The sequence below is a fragment of the Flaviflagellibacter deserti genome, assembly GCF_042652085.1.
GTDB classification, from domain to species: domain Bacteria; phylum Pseudomonadota; class Alphaproteobacteria; order Rhizobiales; family Methylopilaceae; genus Flaviflagellibacter; species Flaviflagellibacter deserti.
Window position 1 is genome coordinate 189,011 of the sequence record NZ_JBHSJF010000002.1, and the last position, 13,383, is coordinate 202,393.

The following is a 13,383-nucleotide window of genomic DNA, read 5'->3' on the forward strand; positions in this document are numbered from 1 at the left end:
CCCGGGCGCTTCGCCGCCCCCGGGATGTGCTCATACCGCCGCGAGCACCCGGTCGTCGAACTGCAAGCGGGCGAGGCGGGCGTAGAGGCCGTCCTGGGCAACGAGTTCGGCATGCGTGCCCTGCTCGATGATCCGGCCTTCGTCGAGAACCACGATACGATCGGCCTTGAGCACCGTCGCCAGGCGATGCGCGACGACGAGCGTGGTGCGGCCCTTCATCAACCGGCCGAGCGCTTCCTGAACCAGGGTTTCGCTTTCCGCGTCGAGCGCGGACGTCGCTTCGTCGAGAAGAAGGATCGGAGCGTCGCGGAGAATGGCGCGCGCAATGGCCAGACGTTGGCGCTGACCGCCCGATAGGGTGACGCCGCGCTCTCCGACCTCGGTTTCGTAGCCCTCCGGCAGCGCCCGGAGGAAGCCGTCGGCGGCAGCGTCGCGCGCGGCTGCCTCGACCTCGGCGTCGCTTGCGTCCGGACGACCGAAGCGGATGTTCTCGCGAGCGGTCGCGGCGAAGATCACCGGGTCCTGCGGGACGAGCGCCATGCGGCTGCGGAGATCCTCAAGGTCGGCGGTCGAGATATCGACGCCGTCAAGCAGAACGCGGCCGGCTTGTGGATCATAGAACCGCAACAGAAGGTGGAAGAGCGTCGACTTGCCGGCACCCGACGGGCCGACGATGGCGACGGTCTCGCCGGGGCGGATGTGCAGGTCGACATCGCTGAGCACCGGCGAATGTTGGCGGGCGGGATAGACGAAGCGGATCGCCTCGAACTTCACGTCGCCGCGCGGCGGGACCGGAAGCGGAGCGGCCAGTGCCGGGCTCTTTACGTCCGGCTCTACGGCCAGGATTTCACCGAGACGTTCGGCGGCGCCCGCTGCCTGCGAGATCTCCGCCCAGACCTGCGAGACCTCACTGAGGGCACCGGATGCGAACACCGCATAGAGAACGAACTGACTGAGCGTGCCGACGCTGAGATTGCCGGCCAGTACGTCAGTAGCACCCCACCACAGCACGCCGACGATGCTGGCGAACACCATGAAGATGACGGTGCCCGTGAGGAAAGCGCGGGTCGCCGCGGCGGCGCGGGCACTGTCGAACGCATGCTCGGCTGCCGCGCGGAAACGCCCGGCAAGGGTCGTCTCCGCATTGAAGGCCTGGATCGTGCGCATCGCGCCGATTGCTTCGCCGGCAAGGGCCGAGGCATCGGCGAGCGTGTCCTGCGCCGAGCGCGAGCGGCGGCGTACCGCGCGGCCGAAAGCGACGAGCGGCAGTACGATGAAGGGGATGGCGAGGAGTACGAGGGCCGACAGGCGCGGGCTTGTATAGACCATCATGCCGGCCGCGCCGACGAACAGGAACAGATTGCGGAGTGCGATCGAGGCGGACGCGCCGAAGGCCGACTTGATGAGCGTGGTGTCGGCGGTCAGGCGAGAGACGAGCTCTCCGGCGCGCGCGTCGTCATAGAAACTCGGAGAGAGCTTGACGAGATGGGCGAAGACGGCTGCCCGGACATCCGCCACGACCCGCTCGCCCAGCGAGATGACGAGGTAGTAGCGGGAGGCACTGGCGAAGGCCAGGCCAGCCGCGATCGCGATCAGGGTTCCGAAATAGAGGTCGACGAGCGTGCGCTCCTCGGACGAGAAGCCGAAATCGATGATGCGGCGGATCGCGAGCGGCACGACGAGCGTCACCGCCGCTGCTGCGACCAGCGCGACGAAGGCAAGCGCGATCCGACCCTTGTGCTTCAGCGCGAAGGGAGCAAGGGCGAGAAGGGGACGGAAGCGCCGGCTTCCTGCGGGGGAGGCGGTTTCGGTCGTCGTCATGGCGTGCGGCGGACCATGGCGCGCACTTGATGCGATAGGCAAGACGTGTCGATACCGCGTGATTGCGGCGGATCGTCCGTACGAGCCTTGCGCGGGGCGGGCTCGTCCGATATAGGGGCGCCTTCAATTTCTCGAACAGCCGAGGGCGGGTTCATTCCGCGCCCGTGCCCGCGAGCGAAGCCATGAAAAGCGATATCCATCCCGACTACCATTTCATCAAGGTCGTGATGACCGATGGAACGGAATACATGACCCGGTCGACCTACGGCAAAGAGGGCGACGTCCTCCAGCTCGACATCGACCCGAAGACCCATCCGGCATGGACCGGCGGGACCGCCCAGCTTCTTGACCGCGCCGGCCGCGTGTCGAAGTTCGCGCAGCGCTTCGGTTCGATCGGCGCCGCCAAGCGTTGATCCCGGTTTCCGGACAATAAAAAGCCCCGCTTCGGCGGGGCTTTTTCGTTTCTGGTTCTGCCGGCCTCAGCCGTTGGAGGCGAAGGCCGTGCGCAGGAGCGCAAGCTGGTTGCCGATCGGGTTGTCGTGGTTGTCCACGGCCGGCTCCTTGATCTGGTTGTCGAGCATGATGACACGCTCCTGAAGGCGCTCGGTACGCGCCACGAGATCACGCAGGCGTTCGGGCAGGGCGGCGAACGTCTCCACCGGAACCGTGGAGCGGCCGGTCGACAGCTTGACCTTCTGCTTCTCCGCCAGCGCCTGCTCAGGGTTCATCTCGCCTTCGTTCGCGGCACGCTGGATCAGCAGCCAGGAGGCGATCTGCATCAGGCGTGTCGTCAGGCGCATGCTCTCGGTGGCATAGGCCAGAGCGGTGGTGCGGGCGAGCGCGCGGCTCTCCTCGCGGCCTTCGCCGTCGAGATAGCCTGCGGTCTCCTCGACCAGGCTCATGCCCTCGCGGAACAAGGTTCGGAAGCTCTCCGATGACAGCAGCTTCTGCCCGAAGGATACGAAGGCGCCGTCAGTGTCGTCGAGCCGATCGGAAGGTTCAGCCATAGCCTCGGTCCAGTACGAAAAACGATGAACGCGAGGCCCCCGCCTCTCGTTGCGCGACTGTGACCCGGAAGGGTCCCGAACGGAAGCCGAAATTTAACGAGTGGTAAACGGAGGGTGGGGCGGACCCTGGACGCCCGACCGAAAAAAGAGCCGCCAGGAGGGCGGCTCTAAGTCCATGACAGGGAGGCGTCAAAACAGAGCGGCGAACCGCCCGCATCCAGAGACTGGATGATTTACATAAATACAGTGGAAAGCTTAACGCTAGGTTAATTCAAAGCTGTCCACCGGTATTCGAGGCCTTCGACCTCCATCAACGACTGGCGAATATGCTATCCGCAGCAGCGCGTTGTGCGGTTTTCTGGTCGCGATTTCGTTCCAGGCGCGCGATTTCCTCGCGCAACAAAGAGATACGCTCGTCGATCTCTTCAATTGAAAAGACTGAGAGATCCTGTCCGATTTCATAGCCGCCGATGCGGCGCGGGCGGTCTTCCTCAATGGCGAAGCCCATCTTCCGGCCTCCTCCTTGTCCGTCGCAAGACCGTCATTGTAGCGCGCATGCGGCGCGACGGGGAGGGTGTCTATTTCCGCGCTTTCGCGCGTTCCTAATAAGGACGTTTGCGTCTGGCCGGAGCACGTCTTATATCTCTCGTCATTCCGGTCATCGTGAATAGACCATTGCTTCGCCCCGGCGGGCGGAGCGCAGAGGAGATTTGTCATGTCGAATGCGCCGCTGATGCCGAAGGCCACGGCTGTCTGGCTTGTCGACAACACGTCGCTTTCATTCTCGCAGATCGCCGACTTCTGCCATTTGCACGAGCTCGAGGTTAAAGCCATCGCCGATGGCGATGCGGCGCAGGGTATCCGCGGCATCGACCCGGTTTCGGGTGGCCAGCTGGCGCGCGATGAGTTGGAGCGCGGCGAGAGGGATCCGAGCTATCGGCTGAAGCTGCAGGAATCCAAGGTACGTCTGCCCGAGGTCAAGCGCCGCCAGGGACCGCGCTATACGCCGGTCTCCCGCCGTCAGGACCGCCCGAGCGCTATCCTCTGGCTGACCCGCAACCACCCGGAACTGAAGGACTCGCAGATCATGCGTCTCGTCGGCACGACGAAGACGACGATCGCGTCGATCCGCGACCGGACCCATTGGAACATCGCGACCCTGACGCCGCTTGATCCGGTGACGTTGGGTCTTTGCTCGCAGCTCGATCTCGACTTCGAGGTGAACCGCGCGGCCAAGAATGCGCCGCCCCGTCCTCCGGAGGAGGAAGGCCAGACGCTGCTGCCGGCCGATGTTACAACGGGTGGAGAAACGAGCCCGTTCGCGGACTTTGAGCGGCCCGAACGTCGCCGCGACGACGAAGAGAAGATCGACGTCGATTCGGTTTTCGCGAAGCTGAAGGGGCTGCCTCGCGGTGAGGAGGAAGAGCGCTAACCAGCGCTCTTTCCCCGTTATCGACTGATTGATTGCCGGTTAGTGGAGGGTCTGGCCCGACGCGGTGGTGCGCAGGCGGGTGATCTCGTCCTTCAACTTGAGCTTAAGCCGCTTGAGCTCGCTGATACGCGCGGCATCTACGCTGGGCTGGGCCTGTTCCTGCTCGATCTGCGATTCCAGCAGTTTGTGTTTCTGCTCGAGCGCTGAAAGATGCGATGCCACAGACATGCGGTGTCCTCCTGACCAGCTGGTTGACGACGACGAAACGATGACACGCTCGCCGCACGCTGTCGATTCGATCCCAAGAGGGTGGCGGACATTAGGCAGAGGCGTGGGGTCTTGATGAAGTCGATGCTGTCGCGATACTTGCACGTGCGAAGGCCAGCGGGCCGAGAGCGCGGCTTCAGGGGCACACGGGCCGAATGATCCAGGACAATGACGAAGACGGTCTGCTTCGCGCCGAACTTATGCGGCTCGAAGAGGAACATCGTGACCTGGATTCCGCGATCGAGGCGCTGGAGAAGCTCGGTACGGGAGACCGGCTGCAGATCCAGAGGCTAAAAAAGCGGAAGCTTTTTCTCAAGGATCGCATCGCGCATATAGAAGATGCGCTGACGCCGGACATCATCGCCTAGGCGCTTCTCAGCCTGTCGAAGAGTGCGCGGTGGATGGTTTCGTTGCCGGCGCAGAGATCTCCGCGCTCCAGCATCTCGTCGCGGCCGTCGAGATCGGAGACATAGCCACCGGCCTCGCGGATCAAGAGAATACCGGCCGCGATATCCCAGGCCTTGAGATTCCGCTCCCAAAAGCCGTCCAAGCGACCGGCCGCGACCCATGCGAGGTCGAGAGCGGCGGCGCCCATCCGCCGTATGCCGGCGACGTCGGCCTGCACCTTGCGAAGCTCGCGGCTGAACAGTTCGTGATCGCCCTTGCCTCGGTGCGGTACTCCGGTGCCGACGACACAATCGTTGAGCTTTATGCGCGCGGCGACGCGGATGCGGCGATCATTGAGGAATGCGCCCTGCCCACGCTCGGCCGTGAAGAGCTCGTCGGTGATCGGATTGAAGACGACGCCGGCGACGACTGTGCCGTTGCGCTCCAGCGCCACCGAGACCGCGAACTGCGGAATCCCGTGCAGAAAGTTGGTCGTGCCGTCGAGCGGATCGATGATGAAGCGCTGGCTTGGATCGCGCCCGATTATCTCGCCGCTCTCCTCGAGCAGGAAGCCGGCGTCCGGCCGTGCCTTGGAGAGTTCGGCGCGCAGCGTGTCCTCGGCGCGCTTGTCGGCGATCGAGACGAAGTCCGATGGTCCCTTCACCGAGACCTGAAGCTGCTCGACCTCGCCGAAGTCGCGCCGCATCCCGCGTCCGGCCTTGGTGACGGCCTGGACCATGACGTTCATCAACGGCGAGCGGGGCATTGCGACCTGAGGAAAGTTCGGGGGGAAGAGGGCGTCTACTGCCTGTCCGCCGCCGATGCGTCAAGGGCGGCCGAAAGCTGGCGGCGGAATTGCGTGGCAAGTCCGTCGGCTCGGGCGCGCTCCTCGGGCGTGAGCTTGGTCAGTTCCTCGTCGAGGAGACCGTCGCTGCGGCCATTGGCACGCGCGACCAGATGCCAGGCGGCGGCGCGGATGCGGTCTTCATCGAAGCCCCGTCCCGCCGAGTAGATCCTGGCCAGGCGGTTCATCGCGATGACATTGCCCTTGAGCGCCGCCCGCAGGAAAAGCTTTGCCGCGCGGCTCTCGTCCTTTTCGGTGCCGTCGCCATTGAAGACGGCAATGGCGTATTCCACAGCCGCATCGGGGTGGTTCTGGTTCGTCGCCAGCCCGAGAAGTCGTGTCGCTTCCTTGCGGTCCTCCGGAGTGTTGCTCTGGCGGAGCGACATCGCCAGCGCGTATTGAGCATCCGCATATCCGGCATCTGCCGCCTTGCGAAAATTCGCCGTGGCCGCCTTCACGTCATAGGGACGAACAGAGCCCTGGAGCTCAAGCAGACCGACATTGTACATGGCGATCGGGTCGCCCTTGTCGGCGGCCTGCTGGAAAAGATCGGCGGCGCCCTTTGGATCTTTCGGCGTACCGCTGCCTTCGAGTTTCAGCAAAGCAAGAGCGACCATCGAATTGTGGTCGCCATTATCCGCGCCGAGCTTGTACCACTCGACCGCCTTGGCCGGGTCCTTGTTGAAGCCGAGGCCATTCTCGTAGATCACGCCGATCAGGGTCATCGCCGGGGCCGGGTCTTCCTTCTTGCCGACCCGCTTCAGCGCCTCGTTCATGGCCGTCATATACTCGCCGCGCTGGAAGGCCGCGAAGGCGAGGTCGCCGGCGGGTACAGCCTCCTCCGAGCCCGTCATTTGATCCGGAGTGCTCAAAGGGACTTCGATCGGCGGCAGCTCCGGTTGCGCCGCATAGACCGGTGCGGCGACCAGCAGGGCCAAGAGCGGCAGGCACTGTTTCACGAGATGGCCTCGGCCTTCGCCAGTTCGTCCGCGGCGACTCGCACTGCGGCGGCGGGAGACTGCGTCCATACGAAGTGGCCTAGCGCGACGAAATCGGCGCCGGTCGCGGAAATCGGCGCAACGGCCTCTAGCGTCTCCGCCTGACCGACGCAGGGCGTAACGAAGATTTCCGCCCACCATTCGAGACGCTCGAGCGTCGCGTCGATCGGCGGGGTCTCGCCGCCCTTTCCGGGATCGCCGAAGAGGACGTAATCCGCGCCCGTCTCTCCGGCTGCCATTGCGGTATCACGGGTACGTAATCCTCCGATGCCGACAAGCTTTTCGGGCTTGAAGCGCGATGTCGCCTCGCGGCCGTTTCGCTCTCCGAGCGCATGCATGCCGTCAGCTCCGGATTTGCCGACGAGGTCGGGCGCGCCCTCGATCAGGGCCGCTGCTCCGGCGGCCTGGACCGTTTCGACCAGCGGCTTCAGCGCCTTCAGCAATGCGCGTTCATCCGCCGACGCTTCGACGCGCAGGATAACGGCTGCGATCTCGGCGGCGCCGAGCGCTCCGGACAATTGGGATGTGAGGTCGGTATCCGCGCCGATCGGCGGCGTAATCAACATGAGGCGGGGAGAATTGGACATCGTTGGCCTTCTAGCAAAGCGCGGTGGCGAAATGTAGGTGCCTGGCCTCTTCCGTCGTCAGAACGGTGAACGCGCCCGCTTTGCATTACGCTCCACATTGTCCTGCAGGCGCTGAACGATGAGGCGGATCAGATACCAGCCGAATTCCGGATTCTGATAGTAAAGCTGTTTCAGTTCGTATTCGCCGATGGACAGGAGCGCGCAATCCTCGGCGCAGACCGCTGTCTGCGTGCGCTCGCCTTCCTTGGTGAAAAAGGCGAATTCGCCAAATAGGCTGCCCTGCTGGATCTCGACGCCGATCTCGGGGAATGAAACGGTCCCGGTCGCGATGTAATAGAGGCGATCGGCGGCGTCGCCCTTGCGGAAGATCACCGCGCCCTTGCGGTGTTCCGAGACATGGGCGAACGGCATCAGCCAGTTCGCATCGACTTCCCCCTCGTCACCGGGCTTCATGTCCGCGATCAGTTTTCGCATCTGCCGCAGGCGGAAGACGTTCATCGGTAACTGGATCGCGTTCTGCAGCGCGTTGGGCCAGTAGCCTGCAGCCGCGGCCGCGATGATCGAGACGATATTGCTCGACGCGGCGAAACTCCGGAGCGGAATCATCGTGCGGGAGAAGCTGGACAGGAGGCTCAGCGCCATCGCTCCCCAGCCGAGATAGGGCAGGTATTTGAGTATGAGATCCATCGAACCGGAACGCGGAGGAAACAGAAGTACCTGCCGCTATTGTAAATTTCTTTCCGGTTCGTTGAGCAGGGTGGCCTTGCGAGAACGCTTTTCGACCAGTTCCTGCGCGCGTTGCGCATTCTCCGTGAGGCGCTGGGCGATCAGCTTGATCAGATACCAGCCGAATTGCGGGTTTTGGAAGTAAAGCTGTTCCAGCCGGTCCTCGGTGATCGAGAGCACCCGACAATCGGTCATGCACGCGGCGGTCTGGGTGCGTTTTCCGTCCCGGGTGAAGAAGGCGAGTTCGCCGAACAAAGTACCCGGCCCGATCTCGACATTGATCTCCACGAACCGGATGCGGCCCGAACAGAGCACGTAGAGCCGGTCTCCGTCGTCACCCTTGCGGAAGAGGATTTCGCCGGAGCCGAGATCGCGGGTGTCGGCGAACGGCTCCAGCCATTGCGTCTGGAAATCGCCGGCCTGCGCTTCCTTGATGCTCTTGATCATTCGCCGCATCTGCAGCAGGCGATACAGGTTGAGCGGCAGCAGGATGGAGTACTCGACCATTCCCGGAATCGAGCCGATCGAGGTCGCGTAGCTGAACTTGGCGACATTGCTCCAGACGGACACCAGCCGCAGCGGGATCATGGTGCGGAGGAACGCCGCGATAACGCTGAGCGCCGCGGCGACCCAGGCGAGAATGTTCAGATAATGGAAGAGGTCGGACATGCGGCCGGATCAAATGAGTGCAACGGACGCCGCATATGACGATTTGATTGCCGTTCGATGACAATTTCTCGAAGCCGCGCAGGACTTTCGAGCAGTCGGCTACGGAACCGTCGCGGTCACTTGAATGGACGCGAACCAAGCCGCCAGATCGTCGATGTCCTGATCCGACAGAGGCTGGGCGATGACGGTCATCATCTCGTTCTTCCGCGCGCCGGACCGATAGGCCTTGAGTTGCTCGACCACATAGACTTCCGGCTGGCCGGCGAGGTGAGGGGCGTTCGGCAATTGGCTGATGCCATCGGCGCCATGGCAGGTGGTACAGACCGCGGCCTTTTCCTTGCCTGCGGCGGCATCGGCGAGAGCCGGTTGTGAGAAGACAAGCATGAGCGGCAATGCAAGAAGGGGAACTGAAAGGATCATGCGGGAAACCTGAGAAAAGCGAAGAGGCCCGGCGGACCGGGCCCCTGTTGCTGGGTCAATCGGCGGAGGAGATGCGCCAGATCGCGCCCGACAGGTCGTCGGAAACGAGCAGCGAGCCGTCGAGATAGGTCTGCACGTCGACCGGACGGCCGAGGTACTGACCGGTCTTCTCGTCGAGCCAGCCATCCGCGAACACTTCCGGCTTGCCAGATGTGCCGTCCGCCTTAACCGGGGTGAACATGATGCGGGCGCCGACCGGCTTGGTCCGGTTCCAGGAACCGTGCTGGGCAGAGAAGAGGCCGCCCCGGTATTTCTCCGGCAACGCGGTGCCCGTGTAAAAGCTCAGGCCGAGATCGGCTGCGTGGGCCGGCATCTCCTGCTCCGGCGGCGTGACATCGGCCGGAATCTCGTCGCTCTTGTATTCGACCGTCCGGACCTTGCCGCCGCCATACCACGGGAAGCCGAAGTTCTGGTTCGGCTTGGTGATGCGATTGATCTCTCCGGGAGGGATATCGTCACCCATGCCGTCGACCTGGTTGTCGGTAAACCAGAGCTGGCCCTGCGGGCTGAACGCGATGCCGACCGAATTGCGGATGCCGGTCGCGTAGACCTCGCGGTTCTTGCCGTCGCGGTCCATGCGGATGATGCCGCCGATGCCGTGCTCCTTATAGAGAGCGAGCTTGTCCTTCGGCGGAACGTTATGCGGCTGGCCGAGCGAGATGTAGAGCTTGTTGTCCGGCCCTATCGTGCAGACACGGGCGCCGTGGTTGAAGCTCTCCTCGCTTTCCGGGATCAGCTTGTCGGCGACGATGCCGATCGCGACGTCCGGGCTCTCGTAGAAGAATTCAGCTGCCGGGAAGACGAGAACGCGGTTGTGCTCGACGACGAACAGGAAGCCGTCCGGCGAATAGCACATGCCGTTCGGCACCTTCATCGCGACCGAGGGCGCGAATTCCTTCACCTCGTCCGCGACGCCATCCTTGTCGCGGTCTGTGACTGCATAGGCCTTGCTCTTGCGGGTGCCGACGAAGACCGTGCCGACATTCCGGCCAATCGCCATGTGGCGGGCGTCCGGGACGATCGCGAAGAGTTCGACCTTCAAGCCTGCAGGCACTTTGATCCGTGCCGCGACCTTTTGAAGGTTGGCGACCTTCTTGGCGTCCTGCGGGACGGTCGGGATTTCGAGCTTCGTTCCGGTCGACTGAAAATTCTGGAGCTTCTGGAGATTGTCTTGCGCGAAAGCGCAAGCAGTGGACGCCATCAGCATGCCGATGGCGAGTGCGGAGCCTCTCATCTATTCCTCCCCGACGCTTCTTGATGAGCGTTAACGCAGTGTGTCAGGAAGTCGCAGATGTGACAACCCGCCGCATCGGTTGCAATGGCGGGACAGGTCGCCTCATTGGCGATATTTGGCGTGCTCGCTCACCCTTTCGAGGGCGACGTCCCGGTTCAGTTCGGACGCCTCGCGGTCGTGGGCGCAGGGGGCGCGGCGAAGCTGAGTTCGAGCAGTGCCATATCGAGAAGATGGCAGGTCACGTCGAGACCAAGCCGATCAGCGCATTGCCGGGCGGTCACGCATTTCTCGATCAGGGTATCGATATCAGGATCGTCGACGATTATCAGTTCGATCGGTTCGGGCATGCTGCACCTGAGCTCGCGTCCGCCGCAACGGCAACGCATTGTGCTGACCTATTGTGCGATCACGGAGGCGTGATGCAATTAGGTGAACTACGGACGGTGGCGCGACCGGCAGCCTGAATTCTAACGATAGGTCGCGAAGTACCAGGCGATCATCGCCAGGCACAGCAGGAGAAGCCATGGCCTGCTACCTCTGGATTTTTCGCGGCGCGGCTCCTCCGCGTAAACGTGACGAGTCTTGCGCATATCTTAGCCTCTGCCGTTCCAGCGCACAGGAACGATGAGTGAAATGGTTAAACGATTTATTTCCTGATCATTATCATTTCGTAGGTAATTAATCACGGTTGTGTGAGCGAAGAAATACACGGTTTCCGTGCTCAGAGATGATTGGTCACCTCCGGCTCGTTCCACCAGTTGTTGTTACGGCCATCGAGATAGCGGACGGGCACGGTGGCGAGTTCTTCGTCCGGCACGCCGTCGAGGCACGAGATGCTGATGGCGATGTAGGCCCCACCGATCTCTTCGACGAAGCCCTCAGCGTAGCATGAGACGCCGCAATTCCCGCAGAAGGGGTGATGCGCCACCCTGGTGCCGAACTGGTAGTCGCGGAGCACGTCCTTGCCGGACAGGAGCCGGAACTGGTCCGGCTGGATGATCGCCTCCCAGCCGCGTTTCTTGGCGCAGATCGAGCAATTGCAGCGGCCGGTCCCGATCTCGAAATCGATGTCGGCCTCGAAGCTCACCGCGCGGCAGTGGCAGCTTCCCCGATAGGTCTTCAGCATCGTCAGTCTCCGCATTCGATGCCGTGACATACTGCCATGCTGCTGACAACGTGTTGTCAGCAGCATGGCAGTAGAAGGCAGGAATGCGTCGCGCCGACCGCCTTTTCCAGATTGTCCAAATCCTCCGCCGCGAGAACCGGCCAGTGACGGCGACCGCCATCGCGGCCGAGCTCGAGACCTCGCAGCGCTCGGTCTACCGCGACATCGCGGCCCTGGTCGGCCAGCGGGTGCCGATCAGGGGCGAGGCGGGGATCGGCTATGTGCTCGAAGGCGGCTTCGACATGCCGCCCCTGATGCTGACCGTCGAGGAGATCGAGGCGCTCGCGCTCGGCGCGCAATGGGTAATGGGTCATGCCGATCCGGCGCTGGCGCATGCCGCCAACGATGCGCTGGCCAAGATCGCCCATGTCCTGCCGGAAGAGATGCGGACGCTGATCAGCGATGCCGGGGCGAGGGCGCCGCCGGCCTGGGTAATGGCACCGGACGGGCTCGACGTCGGCATGCTGCGGGCCTGGATCCGGGCCGGGCGCAAGGTCGCGATCGGCTATCGCGACGAGGCGGGCGCGGAGACCGCACGCACGATCTGGCCCTTCCTCCTCGGCTATTGGGAGGCGACGCGGATCGTCGTCGGCTGGTGCGAACTCCGCCGCGATTTCCGCAGCTTCCGGCTCGACAGGATCGGTCAGGCCGACTTCCTCGACGAGCGCTTTCCGGAACGGCCGGCGGTGCTGCGACGGCGATGGCAGGCGATCCGCGATGCCGCCGACCATTCGTACACGAGGTCGTGATCGGACGCCGCTATCCGCCGCGCGCGTGGGCGCCATGATGTATCCTGCCAATGGCAGCATCGGGAGAGTGACGATGCATCGATACAGCAGCGAGACCCTGGTCTTCCGCCGGCCCTTTGTCCTCAGCGGCGAGATGTGCCCGCCCGGCACATACGATTTCGAGAATGAGGAAGAGCTGATCGAGGGCGCCAATTTCACGGCGTACCGCAGCGTGCGGACCCAGGTAAAAATCCACCGTGACGGCTTCACCGAAATCCTGAAGGTGCGGCCGGGCGATCTGGCCCGCGCCGTGGCCAAGGACAGGCTTTGAGCCGATCCCTGTTCGGGCTGGGGCTTGCCGCGCTTTTGATCTGTTCGTCGGGCGCGGCGGAGGCGGCTCGCCTCCGCGCGACGGCGGACGTCAATGTCCGCTCGGGTCCGGGCATGAACCATCGTGTCGTCGGTCATCTGGCGAGCGGTCAGCGGGTCAGTGTTTCCACGAAACAGGGCCGCTGGTCGAAGATCGGCGCCTCGCGCTGGGTTAGCAGCCGTTATCTCGGCGGCGGCAAGCGCGTGGCTGCCAAAAGGATCGATCGCAGGGTTGCCGAACCGGCAGCCAACTACACCGCGACGACGACCGGAATCGCGACCTCGGACCCGATCTTCGGGCTCAAGCCGGAGGACGGCTGGGAATGGGAGCGGATGCACCTCCTGCGGCACGCGCATTAGGGGACGTGCGTGAAGGTGCAGTTTGCGGGGCATTCGGGTTGGGTCTCCTTTTAGAGTTGGGCCTGCCTCTTCCCTCGGGAGAGGGTGGAGGGCGCGCCTCATCCTCGCCTCGTTCCACCAGCGATGTCGGAAAGGTCGCCCCTCGGAGGGGCGGGGGATGCGGTCGCATCCTCTGAATGGTTTGTGTGTTGACGCGATCCGCATCCCCACGCACGGCGGTTAAGTCGGAGGAGGCGGGCGCTTCCACGGCCAATGGCCGCCGAAGGTTTGAGAGCCTTCGGAGACCACGGCTCGTCCCCAGTGCAAGGC

General features: G+C 63.6%; 19 protein-coding genes. 6 read left to right on the forward strand and 13 right to left on the reverse strand.

From position 1 onward, the window contains the following. Positions 1 to 30 precede the first annotated feature (30 nt). Entirely contained in the window at positions 31 to 1,821 is a 1,791-nt protein-coding gene (locus tag ACFPFW_RS03080) for an ABC transporter transmembrane domain-containing protein (protein WP_114958718.1), read from the reverse strand. A gap of 182 nt (positions 1,822 to 2,003) precedes the next feature. Here ACFPFW_RS03080 and rpmE point away from each other — a divergent pair, with 182 nt between their 5' ends. Then, positions 2,004 to 2,234, forward strand: coding sequence for a 50S ribosomal protein L31 (gene rpmE / locus ACFPFW_RS03085; RefSeq protein ID WP_114958719.1), 231 nt, complete (start codon positions 2,004 to 2,006; stop codon positions 2,232 to 2,234). A 66-nt stretch (positions 2,235 to 2,300) separates the two neighbouring features. Here rpmE and rcdA read toward each other — a convergent pair whose 3' ends face one another. Both rcdA and ACFPFW_RS03095 read right to left on the reverse strand, forming a co-directional pair. Continuing rightward, entirely contained in the window at positions 2,301 to 2,828 is a 528-nt protein-coding gene (rcdA, locus tag ACFPFW_RS03090; protein ID WP_114958720.1) for a protease adaptor protein RcdA, read from the reverse strand. Between the two features lie 310 nt (positions 2,829 to 3,138). Beyond that, the gene (locus ACFPFW_RS03095; protein WP_114958721.1) at positions 3,139 to 3,336 is read right to left on the reverse strand and encodes a DUF1192 domain-containing protein; all 198 of its coding nucleotides are present in this window, start codon (positions 3,334 to 3,336) and stop codon (positions 3,139 to 3,141) included. A 207-nt stretch (positions 3,337 to 3,543) separates the two neighbouring features. Here ACFPFW_RS03095 and ACFPFW_RS03100 point away from each other — a divergent pair, with 207 nt between their 5' ends. Continuing rightward, positions 3,544 to 4,260, forward strand: a complete 717-nt coding sequence (locus ACFPFW_RS03100) for a DUF1013 domain-containing protein (RefSeq protein WP_114958722.1) — start codon at positions 3,544 to 3,546, stop codon at positions 4,258 to 4,260. 39 nt (positions 4,261 to 4,299) lie between these two features. On the opposite strand, the gene ACFPFW_RS03105 is transcribed toward ACFPFW_RS03100, so the two are convergent. Beyond that, a complete protein-coding gene (locus tag ACFPFW_RS03105; RefSeq protein ID WP_114958723.1) occupies positions 4,300 to 4,488 on the reverse strand; it encodes a YdcH family protein in 189 nt (62 codons plus the stop codon). Between the two features lie 194 nt (positions 4,489 to 4,682). On the opposite strand from ACFPFW_RS03105, the gene ACFPFW_RS03110 reads away from it, so the two are divergent. Next, positions 4,683 to 4,895, forward strand: coding sequence for a YdcH family protein (locus tag ACFPFW_RS03110; protein ID WP_114958724.1), 213 nt, complete (start codon positions 4,683 to 4,685; stop codon positions 4,893 to 4,895). Here ACFPFW_RS03110 and ACFPFW_RS03115 read toward each other — a convergent pair. From ACFPFW_RS03115 to ACFPFW_RS03155, 9 genes are all read right to left on the reverse strand, one after another. Further along, positions 4,892 to 5,680 (reverse strand): inositol monophosphatase family protein, encoded by a 789-nt coding sequence (locus ACFPFW_RS03115; protein WP_114958725.1) that lies wholly within the window; start codon positions 5,678 to 5,680, stop codon positions 4,892 to 4,894. The two genes, ACFPFW_RS03110 and ACFPFW_RS03115, sit on opposite strands and share 4 nt — an antisense overlap. Positions 5,681 to 5,715: 35 nt before the next feature. Then, positions 5,716 to 6,717, reverse strand: a complete 1,002-nt coding sequence (locus ACFPFW_RS03120; RefSeq protein ID WP_162799817.1) for a tetratricopeptide repeat protein — start codon at positions 6,715 to 6,717, stop codon at positions 5,716 to 5,718. Then, positions 6,714 to 7,343 carry a thiamine phosphate synthase gene (locus ACFPFW_RS03125; protein ID WP_114958727.1) on the reverse strand — a complete coding sequence of 210 codons (630 nt, stop codon included), beginning with the start codon at positions 7,341 to 7,343 and terminating at the stop codon, positions 6,714 to 6,716. Before ACFPFW_RS03125 ends, ACFPFW_RS03120 begins: the two co-directional genes overlap by 4 nt. A 57-nt stretch (positions 7,344 to 7,400) precedes the next feature. Beyond that, positions 7,401 to 8,030, reverse strand: a complete 630-nt coding sequence (locus ACFPFW_RS03130) for a Crp/Fnr family transcriptional regulator (RefSeq protein ID WP_114958728.1) — start codon at positions 8,028 to 8,030, stop codon at positions 7,401 to 7,403. A 36-nt stretch (positions 8,031 to 8,066) separates the two neighbouring features. Beyond that, entirely contained in the window at positions 8,067 to 8,738 is a 672-nt protein-coding gene (locus ACFPFW_RS03135; RefSeq protein WP_114958729.1) for a Crp/Fnr family transcriptional regulator, read from the reverse strand. A 99-nt stretch (positions 8,739 to 8,837) separates the two neighbouring features. Further along, on the reverse strand, positions 8,838 to 9,158 hold the full coding sequence (locus ACFPFW_RS03140) for a c-type cytochrome (protein WP_114958730.1): 321 nt from the start codon (positions 9,156 to 9,158) through the stop codon (positions 8,838 to 8,840). A 55-nt stretch (positions 9,159 to 9,213) separates the two neighbouring features. Further along, a complete protein-coding gene (locus ACFPFW_RS03145; RefSeq protein ID WP_114958731.1) occupies positions 9,214 to 10,452 on the reverse strand; it encodes a PQQ-dependent sugar dehydrogenase in 1,239 nt (412 codons plus the stop codon). A gap of 155 nt (positions 10,453 to 10,607) precedes the next feature. After that, positions 10,608 to 10,799, reverse strand: coding sequence for a hypothetical protein (locus tag ACFPFW_RS03150; RefSeq protein ID WP_114958732.1), 192 nt, complete (start codon positions 10,797 to 10,799; stop codon positions 10,608 to 10,610). Between the two features lie 374 nt (positions 10,800 to 11,173). Beyond that, complete coding sequence (locus tag ACFPFW_RS03155) at positions 11,174 to 11,578, reverse strand: GFA family protein (protein WP_114958733.1); 405 nt, start codon at positions 11,576 to 11,578, stop codon at positions 11,174 to 11,176. An 83-nt stretch (positions 11,579 to 11,661) separates the two neighbouring features. On the opposite strand from ACFPFW_RS03155, the gene ACFPFW_RS03160 reads away from it, so the two are divergent. The 3 genes from ACFPFW_RS03160 to ACFPFW_RS03170 all read left to right on the forward strand — a co-directional run bounded on the left by ACFPFW_RS03160 (position 11,662) and on the right by ACFPFW_RS03170 (position 13,074). Continuing rightward, the gene (locus ACFPFW_RS03160) at positions 11,662 to 12,366 is read left to right on the forward strand and encodes a helix-turn-helix transcriptional regulator (RefSeq protein WP_114958734.1); all 705 of its coding nucleotides are present in this window, start codon (positions 11,662 to 11,664) and stop codon (positions 12,364 to 12,366) included. A gap of 73 nt (positions 12,367 to 12,439) precedes the next feature. Then, positions 12,440 to 12,676, forward strand: coding sequence for a hypothetical protein (locus ACFPFW_RS03165; protein ID WP_114958735.1), 237 nt, complete (start codon positions 12,440 to 12,442; stop codon positions 12,674 to 12,676). After that, on the forward strand, positions 12,673 to 13,074 hold the full coding sequence (locus tag ACFPFW_RS03170) for an SH3 domain-containing protein (RefSeq protein WP_114958736.1): 402 nt from the start codon (positions 12,673 to 12,675) through the stop codon (positions 13,072 to 13,074). The genes ACFPFW_RS03165 and ACFPFW_RS03170 overlap by 4 nt, the downstream gene beginning before the upstream one ends. Positions 13,075 to 13,383 lie beyond the last annotated feature (309 nt).

Excerpts from the sequence above, each read along its gene's own strand:
- ACFPFW_RS03080 (WP_114958718.1), bottom strand. The coding sequence starts at position 1,821 with ATGACGACGACCGAAACCGCCTCCCCCGCAGGAAGCCGGCGCTTCCGT.
- rpmE (WP_114958719.1), top strand. The coding sequence starts at position 2,004 with ATGAAAAGCGATATCCATCCCGACTACCATTTCATCAAGGTCGTGATG.
- rcdA (WP_114958720.1), bottom strand. The coding sequence starts at position 2,828 with ATGGCTGAACCTTCCGATCGGCTCGACGACACTGACGGCGCCTTCGTA.
- ACFPFW_RS03095 (WP_114958721.1), bottom strand. The coding sequence starts at position 3,336 with ATGGGCTTCGCCATTGAGGAAGACCGCCCGCGCCGCATCGGCGGCTAT.
- ACFPFW_RS03100 (WP_114958722.1), top strand. The coding sequence starts at position 3,544 with ATGTCGAATGCGCCGCTGATGCCGAAGGCCACGGCTGTCTGGCTTGTC.
- ACFPFW_RS03105 (WP_114958723.1), bottom strand. The coding sequence starts at position 4,488 with ATGTCTGTGGCATCGCATCTTTCAGCGCTCGAGCAGAAACACAAACTG.
- ACFPFW_RS03110 (WP_114958724.1), top strand. The coding sequence starts at position 4,683 with ATGATCCAGGACAATGACGAAGACGGTCTGCTTCGCGCCGAACTTATG.
- ACFPFW_RS03115 (WP_114958725.1), bottom strand. The coding sequence starts at position 5,680 with ATGCCCCGCTCGCCGTTGATGAACGTCATGGTCCAGGCCGTCACCAAG.
- ACFPFW_RS03125 (WP_114958727.1), bottom strand. The coding sequence starts at position 7,343 with ATGTCCAATTCTCCCCGCCTCATGTTGATTACGCCGCCGATCGGCGCG.
- ACFPFW_RS03130 (WP_114958728.1), bottom strand. The coding sequence starts at position 8,030 with ATGGATCTCATACTCAAATACCTGCCCTATCTCGGCTGGGGAGCGATG.
- ACFPFW_RS03135 (WP_114958729.1), bottom strand. The coding sequence starts at position 8,738 with ATGTCCGACCTCTTCCATTATCTGAACATTCTCGCCTGGGTCGCCGCG.
- ACFPFW_RS03140 (WP_114958730.1), bottom strand. The coding sequence starts at position 9,158 with ATGATCCTTTCAGTTCCCCTTCTTGCATTGCCGCTCATGCTTGTCTTC.
- ACFPFW_RS03145 (WP_114958731.1), bottom strand. The coding sequence starts at position 10,452 with ATGAGAGGCTCCGCACTCGCCATCGGCATGCTGATGGCGTCCACTGCT.
- ACFPFW_RS03150 (WP_114958732.1), bottom strand. The coding sequence starts at position 10,799 with ATGCCCGAACCGATCGAACTGATAATCGTCGACGATCCTGATATCGAT.
- ACFPFW_RS03155 (WP_114958733.1), bottom strand. The coding sequence starts at position 11,578 with ATGCTGAAGACCTATCGGGGAAGCTGCCACTGCCGCGCGGTGAGCTTC.
- ACFPFW_RS03160 (WP_114958734.1), top strand. The coding sequence starts at position 11,662 with ATGCGTCGCGCCGACCGCCTTTTCCAGATTGTCCAAATCCTCCGCCGC.
- ACFPFW_RS03165 (WP_114958735.1), top strand. The coding sequence starts at position 12,440 with ATGCATCGATACAGCAGCGAGACCCTGGTCTTCCGCCGGCCCTTTGTC.